Raw genomic sequence first — 13,390 nt, 5'->3', positions numbered from 1 at the left:
CCGGAGCGGCAGCCCTGCACCAGGGAGAATCTCCGGGAGGCCGGGGATCTTCTGGAAACCATTAATGCGGATCTCGGCGGCACCAATCTGGAAGAAGCCCTGGAAACTGCCTATAAGTCCTCCTCCGGCAACAAGCAGCACGATATTCTCCTGATTACCGACGGCGAGGTTTACGAGAGCAAGAGCTTCTATGAAAAGGCCGAAAAATCCGGCTGCCGGATATTTTCCGTCGGGGTGGGATCCTCCGTGTCCGAAGGACTTCTCCGGAAGCTTTCCCAGACCACTAAAGGCATGCCGGAATTTGTAACTCCCAATGAGAATATGGCGGAAAGAATCGTGCGGCACTTTCAGAGAATGAATCAGCCGGCCACGGATTCCGAAATCGTCTGGCCGGGCAAGCCGGACTGGGTATTCCCGGAAGAGTCTCCCTGCCTGTTCCACGGCGATACGGCCATCTTTTTTGCCCGCTTCCCGGAGAAGCCTGCCGGCAATATCGAGCTCAGAACTCTCTCCGGAGAAAAGAAGCATTCCTGGCAGGCCGCCATTCCCGCCGCAGCCGATGAAACCCCGTGTTCCGATCTGGCCCGCATGGCGGTAAGACGCCGCATTGCCGGCCGGGATGATGACCAGGCTCAGGATCTGGCCGTGGCTTACCGGCTTATTACCTCGCACACCAATTACATTCTGGTGGAGGAGAATGCCAATGCCGCGGATCTGGATCTCCCGGAGATGCGTCAGGTGCCCCAGATGGCTCCCGCCGGATTCATGGGCATGAGCTGCGCTGCTGCCTGCTTTGCGGTGGCGCCCGAATCCCGGATGATGAGCAGGGCTGCTGCCAGCAGGGCATCGGGCGGCATGATGGGTTTTATGGGGATGATGAATTTGTTTGCCCGGGGGAAGACGGGCGGCGAATCGGTCATGGCCAGCAGGGATCAGACAGAGGATCAGGAGGATGAAGATACGAGCGTCACGGGAGGGCTGGCTCTCCTGGTGCATAATCTCACGGCTCTTAAAGCTCTTGAAAAGGACGGTGTCAAGGATCTCTTCGCCGCAAAAAACATTGCGTCTCTGGAAAAGCAGGGGCTTCCCGAGCAGGCTGTCCTGAAGCTTAAGGAGATACTGAACCTCGGCATCAGCGAGCGCGTTGTTTTTGTGGTGTTCCTGAACAGTCTGGCAGCGAAGTATCCAGGCGCATTCCGGGGCAGCGATATCCTTGTTTATATCAGCCGGTGTTTTGCGAGACTGTCCGAGCGGGAAAAGACTCTTCCCGATCCGGCTCAGGGGTTATTGAAAGAGGTTCTGGCTTTGTGATGCGGTTCCGGTAAGCCTCGGCATTTTGTTCTTTTTTCCGTCCCGGTTCATCAGGGCGCCCGGTTATCCGGGGGCCCGCCATGAGCCGGGATTGTTTTATCTCCCCCGGGTAAAGCAACGGCAGTGCAGGGACAGGAGAAACGTCTTTTGAGACGGCGCTGAGAGCGGGTATCCCTGAGGAACAATCCGGAGCAAAGCTTCCGGCTCCGGAACTCAGGGCGGCGAAAAAAATCAGCCCGGGGACGGGCTGACTTTCTGGGGCGGAAGAGTGGTCGTAAGGTCAGGCCTCCAGCTTCACCTCAATGGCATGAATGAGGATGTGGATAACCTTGATGTGCACCTCCTGAATGCGGTCGGCGAAACCGAAGTGCGGCACCCGGATTTCCACATCGGCGAGACCGGCCAGCTTGCCGCCGTCCTTGCCGGTGAGGACTACGGTTTTGATGCCCTTCTTTTTGGCGGTTTCCACGGCGGTGATGATGTTTTCGGAATTGCCGCTGGTGGAAATGCCCAGGAATACATCACCTTCCCGGCCGACGCCTTCCAGATAACGGGAAAACACATACTTATAGCCGTAATCATTGGAGACGCAGGAAAGGTGGCTGGGGTCGGAAATGGCAATGGCTCCGTAGGCCGGACGGTCTTCCCGGTATCTCCCCGTAAGCTCCTCGGCAAAGTGCATGGCGTCGCAGTGGCTGCCGCCGTTGCCGGCAGACAGAACCTTGCCGCCGTTTCTGATGGCATTGGCCATGAGCTCCGCGGCCTTTTCAATGGCGGCGATGCTGCTGTCATCCGCGGTAAATTTCCGAAGCACGTCGAGGGCTTCCTCCAGCTCCTCTCTGATGTTGTAGCTGCCCATATTTGCTTAACTCCCTGAACTGCAAAAAAAATTAACATCTTTAAAACCCGGGGCGGACGCAAGATCGGTCTTCGGGTCTTTGTTCCCGGCATTCCGGGCGCTGCCCCTGTCAGGACTGCCCCGCAGCCTGAGCCTCCAGGGCGTCCTCCCGTTTTTTGGTTTCCTCAAGCTCCTGTCTCTTGGCATCAAGCCTGGCTTGTTTGATTTTACTCATTTTGTCGTCCCGTTCTTTACAGAATTTCACATATCTGTCATAAACATCGGGATTCCCGGGAAATTCCTGAGCCAGAGCGGCTTTGAGAGCCTCCTCGATCATGCCGTCGTCCACCACTGTTTTCACCTTGCCGTCACCTAGCGGGATTTCCTTGGGTGGAATCAGGTACTCTTTTCCGAAGCCGATGCTTTCAATGCCCTTGGCCTGATTCATCTTGTAGAGGTATTTGAGATGGTCTGCCATTTCGAATTCCGCGGGCCTGATAACTTTGGTGCGGATGCTGCTGAAGTCCCGGCGGACTTCTTCCCCGAAGCCGAAGCGGTTTCCGTCGTTAAACAGCGTTTCCTGGCCTCCGGTCATGGCCAGATACACCTCGGAGAGGATCTGGGCATCCAGGAGAGCTCCGTGGGTGGTACGTGAGGATTCATCCACGTTAAGCTTGGCGCAGAGAGCATCCAGACTGATGCGCTGACCGGGATAGAGGGCCCGGGCAACAGCCAGGGTATCGGTGATTTTGCAGATATTCTCGATCTGAATATTCTTGTGCAGGATGTTCAGCTCATGGTTCAGAAAACCCACGTCGAATTTGGCATTGTGGATGATGAGCTCGGATCCGGCCACGAAATCATAGAACTGCTGGTAGATATCCGCGAATTTCGGCTTGTCCTTCAGAAATTCGTCGGAAATATGGTGCACGCTGAAGGCTTCCTCGTCCACCTTGCGTTCCGGATTGATGTAAAGCTGCATGGTTCTTCCGGTGATGCGCCTTTCAATGATCTCCACGCAGCCGATTTCAATAATGCGGTGATCTCCGGGGGTGCCGTCATCGTTTTTGCCGGTGGTTTCAGTATCGAGACACACCTTGCGTTCGCACTGTTCGCGGTAATATGAGCTCATTTGCAAAAACCTCGTTGGGCGCAGCATGAAAAAAACAGGGCTCCCGGAAACATCTGTCCAAATGGCGCTGCCGGAACCTGCCGCTAAACGGCTTAAGTGTACTAGAAAACGCTCCGGATTTGAATCAAAGTTTGCGGCGTCTGTTCCGGGGGAAAGGATTCGGGCCCGTATTTATGAAGAAGCCTCCGGGAGCCGTCAGGTCTGACAAGGATCCCGGCACAGGGGAGAATGAACGGAGCATTTCTTAAAATGGTTTACCAAACCTAGAATTTTTGTTGCTTTTGTAAACAAGGAGACATGCTATGGAACCGAATGAAATTTTTGCTCAGCGCATTAAAAAATGCCCGGGTTATGAAAGGGCTGTCAATGGATGATCTGGTTCACAGGATGGATCATATCGTTTCCAAAATGACTGTTTCAAAATATGAAAACTGCCAGCTGTCCCCCAATAGTTCGGTTTTAGTTTCCCTGTCCCGGGCTCTGGATTTGCCGTTTGATTATTTTTTCAGACCTTTTACCTTAGAGGTAAATTCTGTTAAATTTCGTAAAAATAATAAAAAATTCAGCGCGAAACTGGAAAATTCCATAAAGGAAACCATGCTGGACTTGATTGAAAGGTATATTTACATAGAGGAGATTTGCCATGCGGCTGTTAATTTTAAATCTCCGGCAAATGATATTGTTCATAATAATGAAGACGTAAAAAAAGCTGTTCGGCAGGTCAGAGCAGCATGGGATATCGGAAGTGATGGCATTTTAAATGTAATTGAATTGCATGAAGAACATGGAGTTAAAGTCATGGAATTTGATGCTCCGGGTTCATTTGACGGTTTAAGCTCAGTGGTAAACGGAATTTATCCTGTTGTTATTTTGAATAAATCATTTTCATCAGAAAGAAAAAGATTTACCGCTTTGCATGAATTGGGACATCTGATTCTTAATTTTGCTTCCGGGATTTCAGAAAGCGATGAGGAAAAGCTCTGCAATTTTTTTGCCAGCGAGATGCTTATTTCCGAGGAGGTTTTCAAGAGGCGGCTTGGAATCACCCGGCATGATATATCGTATCAGGAACTGAAAGCGCTGCAAATCAGGTTCGGTATTTCATGCGAGGCCTTAATGCATAAGGCAAGGCTTTATGATGTAATCAGCGAGCAGCGCTATAAAGCTTTCTGCGCTTTAGAAAGAAAAAATGCGGTTTTCAAATCCATGACAGAATGCTCCCGGTATCCGGCAGCGGAAAGCCGGCGTTTTGTCAGTTTGGTATACAGGGCCTTAAGCAGTGAATTAATTACTGTGTCCAAGGCTGCCAGCCTGCTTAATCAGAGCGCGGAACAGGTAAAAAAGGATCTGGCGTTAGTATGATCTGAAAAATCGTTAATCAGTTCTTTCCTGGCCCCGGCGCTGCCCTCCTTGTTCTCTGACTGAGTCCCCTCCCGGATCCTTTGTCCGCAATCAGTGACATCCTCCCGCATTTGTCTCCTGATTCCTTATTTTCCGCTGTCTTCCGCCATCCTCCGTTATCCTTGTCTCAAGGTATCCCTGTGGTGCATTAAGCGCTGTTTTCTGTTAAAATTTTACTGATTGCGCTGTTATGCCGCGATGTTTTTTTCAGCAGGCAGGACTGTCGTTTTGTAGGGCGTTTCGGAGTTTTGTTTTTTTGCTATGGCCAGAAAATGGAAAAGAGCTTACAACAATTTTGTGAATGACTGCAGGGACTGGTTCAGCCGTCTGGGAGCCCAGCAGAATTCGCTGGTCTCCTCCAAAAAAGGCCGCATCCGGATGATTCTGGCGGGGGTCGGAGCAGCTGGGATTCTTGCTGCCAGCTATTATGCCGCCGGATATTTCAGGATGCAGGATTATGGAATGCGGGCCAAGCTGGCCTATGACGCCAAAAGCTACAAGGATGCTCTGGAAAACTATCAGCTTCTGGCCGATGCCGGAAACAGCGAGGCCATGTTCCGCACCGCTGAAATGTATCTTTCCGGACAGGGCACGGTCAAAAACGCTTCCCGGGGCATTAAATACCTGAGAATGGCCGCCGACCGCGGCAGCCTGGAGGCGGCGCTTCGCCTGGGGCTCCTCTATTTCGCGCCGGCCGGAGAATCCCGTACCTGCGTGGAGCACAATTACCGTCTGGCCCGGGAATGGCTGGAGAAGGCCGGAAAGCAGCCGGAGGCTCTTCTGGCTCTGGGCACTATCTACCAGCGGGGGCTGGGCGTCCCCAAGGATGAACTGCGTTCCCAGAACTATTTTGATGAATGGGCGCGAACCTACATGATAAAGGCCGAACAGGGGGATCCCGAGGCTCAGTATCAGATGGGGCTTTATTTCACGGACGGCATCCGCCATGCTGCTGATGACGAAAGGGCCATTCACTGGTATGAGCTCAGCGCCAAGCAGGATTATGTCAAGGCGCTAGAAGCGCTGGCCTCCATCTATACTCTGGGCGGCGCCAAAATCAAGCCGGATCCGGCCAAAGCCGAGGCGGTGTTTCAGGATCTCATCAGGATCTATGAGAAAAACGCCCGGAGCGGCGACGTTGACGCTCTCCTGGCTTTGGGGGACATCTACCAGAGCGGCGTGGGCATCCCCCAGGACTACGCCAAATCGGTAGACTACCTCATTCAGGCTATTGAAAAAAACAGCCCGGCGGCCATGCTGACCCTTGCTGAACTGCTGGAGTCCGGCCTCGTGGTGAACCGGGTGGTTTACCAGCGGGAGAAGCAGGAAAAGGAAAGAAGTGCCAATGCCGCCCGGATCCGGAAGCAGATGGAGGAGCTGCGCCTGAAGAAGGAGGAGGAAGCCCGGAGAGCCCGGGAGGAGGCTGAAAGAGCCGCCCAAGCCGCGGAAAATCCTGACAGCGCGGAAATCTCTGATGCTCCTCAGAATGCCGAAGGTCCAGCCCCGGACGCTAATCCGGAAGCCACCGCCGAAGGAGCGGTAACCCTCATTACTGATACTCCGGATCTTCCCGAAACCCCGGCAGATCCGGATTCTGATGCAGATGCTAATCATAATGCCGATGCGGCTGCTCCGGCGGAGGATACGCTCCTGATCCCGGATGATGAGTTTTCTTCCGCCTGGACGGAGGATCAGGTGTCGTATCCCGGCATGCCGGATCCCGTGCAGGTTGATTTTCCGGAATACTACACCGCCGAGAAGCTGAGACAGCTGGCTCATGAAGAAAAGGTCAAGCGGGCGGGCACCGGCGACGTTACCATGATGAAGGAGCTGGCCTTTGATGCTCTTTCGGACTTCGGTTCCGGCGACGGCTTCGAATACGGGGCCAATTACAGCGATGCCATTAACTGGTTCACCCGGGCCTCTCAGGCCGGAGAGGATGCCGAGGCCATGTTCGAGCTGGGACATATCTATCAGACCGCCGAGGATCGCAGCATCCGGAACAATGCGCTGGCTGATGCCTGGTACCAGAAGAGCGCCGATCTCTGCTACACTCCGGCCTATATCGGTCTGGGCAGTCTCTACGGCGCCAAGAATACCGGCATCGAGGATGCCCGGGTATCCCACAGCTGGTATGAGAAGGCTGCCAAGCTCGGCAATCAGGATGCCCAGATGGCGCTGGCTCATGCCTTTGCCGAGGGCGGCCGCGGAGCTCAGCCTGATTTCCGGGAAGCTCTCAAGTGGCTTCTGGTGGTGCGCATCAGTCTGGAGAAGGCCGGTGACACCAAGAGCCGGCAGTATCAGGACATCCTTAAGCTGGAGGACGATTTTGAGTATCATCTGCAGCCGGAGGAGATCAATGAAGCCCGGGCCGCTGCGGACAATATGCACGAAATTTACGGCACCGACTGGTAAGGCTCCGGTTGTCAGAGGAGCCGTCCGGCGGGACGGGCTTGCAGATTCTGCGAGGTTACCGGGACAGTTGCGACGGCAGGGAGACGCGCGTGAGAGAGATGGCAAACTGGCTGTTTGATGAAGGAAGAATCGCTCTGGCAGCAATCATAACCTTCTTCTGGAGTCTCCTGATGTTCTGTCTGTCCGCTCCCCTGGTGGATTTCTTTCAGGCGGAAGGTTTGCCGGAAATTACGGAATTTGCCGTCATGGATATCTCCGGCGTGCTGTCTCAGGAATCTCATGATTACTTCAATCAGGCCTCTCTGAAGCTTAAGCAGGATACCGGAGCGGAGATCTTTGTGGCCGCTGTGCCCGGTATCTCCGGATCTGTGAGGGATGCGGCCCGGCATCTCTATAACGGACTTAAGCTGGGCAGCGGGGAGGGGAACAACGGCGTTCTCATTTTTTTTACCACCGGATATCCCCGCGGGGTTATTCATGTCGGTTCCGGCCTGAAATCCTGCATCAATGACTCCATGGCTGCCGGAATCCGGAATAAATATACCGATCTGCCCGGCAGGTCAGTCCGCTGGAATACCTCAGCCCGGAATGCCTGGAATGCGGTAGCCCGTTACATCTATCGCTGCCAGGGCAGCCAGCCCCCCGCAGAGTTTATGGAAGAAAAAGGATATTTTGCTGAAAATGCCGTTAAGACCTATAACAATCGTTCGGCGGTTAGGATTGCCACAGTCTCCGACACCGGAGCAGTAATAATTCCGGCATTTGGCTTTCTGGCTATGGGGTCGGGCCTTATGCTGGTGCTTTGTCTGGTTTTGGCGGGCGGCGCAGACAGCGATGACGATCAGGGCTGGAGCGGCCGGGTCAAGGGCGGCAGATCCCGGGGCCGGGGATGCTTCAGCTGAAGCCCGGGCCTGGCGGGTTTAATGTTTTTGCTTCGGGGCAGATCCGGTCCGGGGCGCGTTCAGACGTCTCCTGATCGGTTCAGGGATAATTTTCACAGGGAGGCTTAGGCGATGGCAGATTTGTTTTCCGAGGGAAAAGTCCTCCTTGCGGGGTTCGGTAACGTCTTTTTGAGCATCATAATGTGCTGCTGTGTTCTGTCTTCCGATGACGGCACCCCTCTGGTGGATTTGGATGCGGTTCAGGTGGAAGGTTTTCCGGCAATTACGGAATTTGCCGTCATGGATACCTCCGGCGTGCTGTCCCGGGATTCGCACAATTATTTCAATCAGGGCTCCCGGAGACTGCAGCAGGCTAACGGAGGAGAGATCTTTGTGGCCGTCGTGCCCGGCATTTCCGGATCTATGAATGACGCCGCCACTCAGCTGTTCAACGGCCTGGGGCTGGGCAGCAAGGAGCGTAACAACGGTGCTCTTCTGCTTTTTACCACCAATGAACCCCATGTGGTGCTGCGCACCGGATCCGGTCTGGAATCCTGCATTAATGACGCCAAGGCTGGCAGAATACTTGACAGATATGCCGTGCCGGATATGAAGCAGCGCCGCTGGAATACCGCCGCCCGGAATACCTGGAATGCCGTGGCCCGGGACATCTACAGCTGCTACGGCGGTTACGGCGGCAAGATTCCGAGCTCGGTTATGAATGAAAAAGGACGCTTTCCGGAAAACGGCGTTAAGACCTATGACAATCCTCAGGAGATAAAGGCAGCCCCCGCTTTCTGCAGCGGAAGAGCATTGATACTGACATTTGCGTTGCTGGCTTTCGGAGGGATGTTTTTGGTGGGGGGATTCATGGCGCTGTGTCCCGGCACTGTAATCAGCGGCGGGAGACGGAGATCAGGCAGTCGTTTTGGCGGCGGGGGCTTCCATAGCCGGAGCGGCGGCTTTCGCAGCAGCGGGAGATCCCATGGCGGCGGCAGATCCCGGGGCGGCGGCGCCTCCCGCTGAAGTTCAGGAAACGAGGCGATCTTTTTCGGGAGGGGACAGAAGCCGGATGCCGGCATCCGGCGGATTTATTTTTGCAGCAGAGACAGGATCATTTCGCTGGAATGATTGGCATTGACCAAAATGCTCCTGGATGCTTCCTGCAGGATATTTTCCCGGGCCAGAGCAGCGGTTTCGGCGGCATAGTCGGTGTCCCGGATGCGGCTTCTGGCTGTTGCCAGATTTTCCGCAACATTTGACTGGTTCCTGATTGCTGATTCCAGGCGGTTCTGCGCCGCGCCCAGTTCGGCTCTTTTGCTGTCAATGGCGGCGATAAACTTATCCGCAATGGCGATGGCGCTTTGAGCCGCGGCTTCCGTATCCACCGCAAAGACGGTTTCGGGGGCTATGGTCACCTTAATGCTGCCGCAAGGGTAATTTGCTGTGATGTTAAGTCTCTTTTCATCATCGTAAACGGAATAGCCGGCGGTGGCGAAGGCTTCCCCGTCTATTTCGATAACGGTGTCCCATGCCAGGTGTTTGGTTTTCCAGCCGTCTCCGCACGTTTTGTACAGCGTATCTTCATCAGCGCTGATACTGAATTCAAAAAGCTTAAGATCGCTGTCACCGGTCGTGCTTACTGATAATGCCCGGTTTGCTTCCCCTCTTGCAGTATTCCAAAGAAACATGAGCTTATCATGTGAATTAATGTCCCAATGCCCGGAGGTACGGACAAAATTAAAGTTTTCGGCTCGGTAAATTTTTCTGAAAATACTGTCAATGGTATCGCCTTCCTCCACTGCGACAGCAAAGGATTTGGCATTCGATCCGGAACCGCCGGTAACGGTTATGGTTCCCGCTCCGAAGGTTCTTTCATTCCAGGGGATGGTAACAATATTGCCTTCCTCGTCCTCGATGGTCTTATCAAACAGCGCATACGGCTTTGCTGCCTGAGTGTAGTCCGCTATGCTGTTTACTTTGATATCGTATTCTCCCGGCGGCGCAAAAAAATCAGCTGAGACGTCAAAGGCCGGAGGATTTCCGCTTTGCCCGCAATCGATTTTCCGGGTTACCCCGCCGCTCATAAGCAGGTCTCGATCCGCTCCGGCAGAGTCGTTGTAGATCTTCAGAAATACATCATCGAGTCTGAAACCGGAAGTAAGATCAACGCTTATGGTTTCGCCGGCATCAGCCCCCGCCTGAAAAGCGGTTGGCTCAGTAAGAGTTTTGTTGAGGATATGCATGCCGCCGTAGGTGGTATCCTCTCCGATTCGGGTGATTTCTTTGCAGAGCTCGGAGACCTCCTCCTGAATGGCCATGCGATCGGCGGCGGAATTGGCGCCGTTGGCAGACTGGATGGCCAAAGTACGGATACGCTGGTACATATTGGTCATTTCTTCCAGCGCTCCTTCCGCGGTCTGGCAGAAGGAGATTCCGTCCTGAGCATTGCGGTTTCCCTGATTAAGACCGTTGATTTGCGAGGTGAGCCGATCGGAAATCTGAAGCCCGGCGGCATCGTCTCTGGCGCTGTTTATGCGCAGGCCGGAAGCCAGCCTTTTTGCGGAGCTGTCAAGAGCGTTTGCGTGACCGGCGAGATTTCGTTTGGCGTTCAGCGCCTTAACATTGGTATTCAGGAATAAAGCCATAGTCTTTTGCACCGTCTCAATGTTTGAAAAAAAACGGGAAACCGGAAGCTGGGGGTATCTTTATCAGCCGGGGATCTTTCTTCAGATGCTGTCATTTAAGCGTAAAACAGTTTCCTTCCGCCTATAGCGGCAGAAAACAGGAATTATCCAGTAAAACGATACGCTTTTTTACAGCGCTGCTATCAGATATATTACGGCAGATATATTACGGTATGAAGTCATGCCTGTTTCTTTACCATGACGGAAATGCCGGTTCTTCTCCTGGATTCCTGAGTTAACGACAGACCAGCTGCCATCTGCGCATAGGTGATGACAAATGAGGGCCCCCGCTGACGAAGAAAATTGTTTTGAGGCACGGGTTTTGAAACGGCTGAGTTTGACACGGAGCTTCATATTCTGTTTAATAATCCTGTTTAAACAGTATTCTCATGAGGCTTTTATATGTCAGAAACCAAAGTTAACCCCGTCGCGTCCGGCAAGTTCAAAAAGACCCGGGTAAACAGCATACAGAAGCTCCCGGACATTACGGGGCTTACTCTGGGCGGGTTCCATGCAGACTCGGGACTGGACATTGTTTCCGGAGAGGCGGATATCTATCTCTGCTCCGGAACCGGGAGTCTCTCCGGAAGGAAGTTTCTTCTCAAATACTACCGCCGGAAAAATGCTCTGAAGCAGGAGGTGCTGGAAAAGCTGAAGTCCGTAGAAAGTCCGTTCGTAGCTCCGGTGGCGGGCTATGGCGCATATGAGGGGCATCAGTATGCCGTGCGGCCGTATTACGAGATGTCAGCTCTCGCGGAACTCCTTTCCGAAGGCGTCCGGTTTTCCGAAGAGGAGCTTAAGACCCTCATTATTCCGTCTGTCAATGAAGGTTTGAAAGCCGTGCATGATGCCGGCATCCTCCATAAGGATCTCAAGCCCGCCAATCTTATTCCTGATGACTCCGGAGAACATATCGTCATTATTGACTTCGGGATCAGCTCCCATGCCGGGAAGAACACCTTTGTGGTAACGGATACCGGGATGACTCCCTTATACGCCGCTCCCGAGGCTATGCAGGGAATCTTCCATAAGGAAACTGACTACTATGCTTTCGGCATCACTGTTTTTGAGCTCTTTGCCGGCTTTACCCCATTCCAGAATCCCGGCCTTTCTCCGGAGGAGGCGGCGAGACTGGCGGCCATCAGCCAAATCGAGTTCCCGGAAAATTTCCCGGAAGACCTTAAAAAGCTGGTTTCCGGGCTTACCTATAAGGATATCTCCCGCCGCAATGAAAAGGATAACCCCAACAGAAGGTGGGGGTATGACGAGGTCAGAAGATGGCTTAACGGGGAGGACGTTCCGGTGCCGGGAGCCTCTGAAGGCAGCGGCTCTGTTTCCCGGAGCTTTCCGCCATACCGTTTTAACGGGATTACCTGCCATTCTGAAAACGAGCTTATCGGAGCTTTGCTGAAAAACCCGGAAAAGGGTATCAGGGATTTACGCCGCGGTCTGCTCACCCATCATTATTTTGCCGTGGATGACAAAAAGGGCCGGATCTGCGAAAAGGCCGAACAGCTCTTTGAACACGGTGACACCAGCGATAACAGCGCGGCTAAGACCTTTGCCGAGTTTCTTTACCGGCTGGCTCCCTCCTATGAGGGCTTCGGCGCGGCGGTGTTCGGCAACGGCGCATATGAGTTCCGGAATGCCGGGGAGTTTGCCGGCTATATTGACCGCCTGGACAAGGAGGGGAATCTTTATGAACTCAGGCATTTATTTGTCAGCTACCGGGAAGCCTTAAAGGAAATTCCGGCCGCAGTCTGGCCCGCCGCAGTCTTCTCCGGTCTGGAAAGCAAGGCCTCCGGCATCATTCAGTTCGGCGAGCTCCTGTTCCGGAATGAGGCTGCCCTGAAAAAGCATCTGGAAAGCGTCCTGACCGCTCATGAAAAGACTCCCTTAAATCTCAGGCATTTTGTTCTGGATCATAAAAGCTCCCTGGAAAGCCTGAAAGCGAAAGCATCCCTGCGTCCCGTCATAGAAAGGCTGGAAAAGTTCGCTCTTCTTACGGAAAACACCAGAGCCTTTATCATCGTTGACGGTGTCAGGTATCCTGTTAACTGGGCGCTGCCTGAAGCGGGAAAGTACCTGAAGTTTGGTAACTACCCGCAAAATAACGGCTGCTTCAGAGATCCCATTGAATGGCTGGTGCTGGAGGTAAAAGGCAATGAAGCTCTTCTGGTCAGCCGCTGCGGTCTTGATTGCAGGCAGTACCATAACAGAATGGCGCGGGTGACCTGGGAGAATTGCGATCTCCGGAAATGGCTTAACAGCGTTTTTCTGAAGGAGGCCTTCTCAGAGGATGAGCAGCAGCGGATCAAGCTTTCAGAGGTGGTGAATGATGATAACCCGCACTTTTGTTCCGGAAGCGGAAAGAATACCCGGGATCGGATTTTTTGTCTCAGTCTGGCAGAAGCGGAACGGTATTTTAAGAATAACAGCGAAAGACAGTGTCTGCTTACGAACCTGACAAAAGAGCATGGTGCCGAGAATTATGACATTCACGATAATTGCCGGTGGTGGCTCAGGACACAGGGCTGCGAGGCGCCTCTGGCAGCGTACGTGTCTGCGAGCGGGGATCCGAGCTGCTGCGGCATCCTTGTCAATATGACGCACCTCGCGGTGCGGCCGGCTTTTTGGCTAATCTGGAGGTAATTTTCTGACAGGGGGCGCTGTTTACCCGTTGCTCTCCCGTCTGCCTGAGGAACCGAGCTTTTTCCGCTGGCAG

At 53.6% G+C, this 13,390-nt stretch carries 9 protein-coding genes; 6 read left to right on the top strand and 3 right to left on the bottom strand.

The genetic code is table 11. The features are described 5' to 3' along the window. Positions 1–1,311, top strand: a 1,311-nt coding sequence (locus ACJROR_RS03420) for a VWA domain-containing protein (RefSeq protein WP_406545867.1), incomplete at its 5' end; no start/stop codon positions are given. 280 nt (positions 1,312–1,591) lie between these two features. On the opposite strand, the gene lpcA is transcribed toward ACJROR_RS03420, so the two are convergent. Then, positions 1,592–2,170 (bottom strand): D-sedoheptulose 7-phosphate isomerase, encoded by a 579-nt coding sequence (gene lpcA, locus ACJROR_RS03415; protein WP_406043128.1) that lies wholly within the window; start codon positions 2,168–2,170, stop codon positions 1,592–1,594. Between the two features lie 109 nt (positions 2,171–2,279). Beyond that, positions 2,280–3,281, bottom strand: coding sequence for a DNA polymerase III subunit epsilon (gene dnaQ / locus ACJROR_RS03410; RefSeq protein WP_406545866.1), 1,002 nt, complete (start codon positions 3,279–3,281; stop codon positions 2,280–2,282). A 312-nt stretch (positions 3,282–3,593) separates the two neighbouring features. On the opposite strand from dnaQ, the gene ACJROR_RS03405 reads away from it, so the two are divergent. The 4 genes from ACJROR_RS03405 to ACJROR_RS03390 all read left to right on the top strand — a co-directional run bounded on the left by ACJROR_RS03405 (position 3,594) and on the right by ACJROR_RS03390 (position 9,004). Continuing rightward, complete coding sequence (locus ACJROR_RS03405; protein ID WP_406545865.1) at positions 3,594–4,643, top strand: helix-turn-helix domain-containing protein; 1,050 nt, start codon at positions 3,594–3,596, stop codon at positions 4,641–4,643. Between the two features lie 300 nt (positions 4,644–4,943). Continuing rightward, on the top strand, positions 4,944–7,097 hold the full coding sequence (locus ACJROR_RS03400) for an SEL1-like repeat protein (RefSeq protein WP_406545864.1): 2,154 nt from the start codon (positions 4,944–4,946) through the stop codon (positions 7,095–7,097). Positions 7,098–7,195: 98 nt separating this feature from the next. Then, positions 7,196–7,999 carry a TPM domain-containing protein gene (locus tag ACJROR_RS03395; RefSeq protein ID WP_406545868.1) on the top strand — a complete coding sequence of 268 codons (804 nt, stop codon included), beginning with the start codon at positions 7,196–7,198 and terminating at the stop codon, positions 7,997–7,999. Between the two features lie 111 nt (positions 8,000–8,110). After that, positions 8,111–9,004, top strand: a complete 894-nt coding sequence (locus ACJROR_RS03390) for a TPM domain-containing protein (RefSeq protein WP_406545863.1) — start codon at positions 8,111–8,113, stop codon at positions 9,002–9,004. A 65-nt stretch (positions 9,005–9,069) separates the two neighbouring features. Here the strand turns inward: ACJROR_RS03390 and ACJROR_RS03385 are convergent, their stop codons facing one another. Next, entirely contained in the window at positions 9,070–10,626 is a 1,557-nt protein-coding gene (locus ACJROR_RS03385; RefSeq protein ID WP_406545862.1) for a flagellin, read from the bottom strand. Positions 10,627–11,067: 441 nt separating this feature from the next. Between ACJROR_RS03385 and ACJROR_RS03380 the strand changes: the two genes are divergently transcribed. Further along, on the top strand, positions 11,068–13,317 hold the full coding sequence (locus tag ACJROR_RS03380; RefSeq protein WP_406545861.1) for a protein kinase domain-containing protein: 2,250 nt from the start codon (positions 11,068–11,070) through the stop codon (positions 13,315–13,317). Positions 13,318–13,390 lie beyond the last annotated feature (73 nt).

The sequence above is a fragment of the Succinimonas sp. genome, assembly GCF_045225735.1.
Taxonomy (GTDB): Bacteria; Pseudomonadota; Gammaproteobacteria; order Enterobacterales; family Succinivibrionaceae; genus Succinimonas.
Note: the sequence above shows the minus strand (reverse complement) of the source record. Positions and strands in the feature narration are given on the sequence as shown.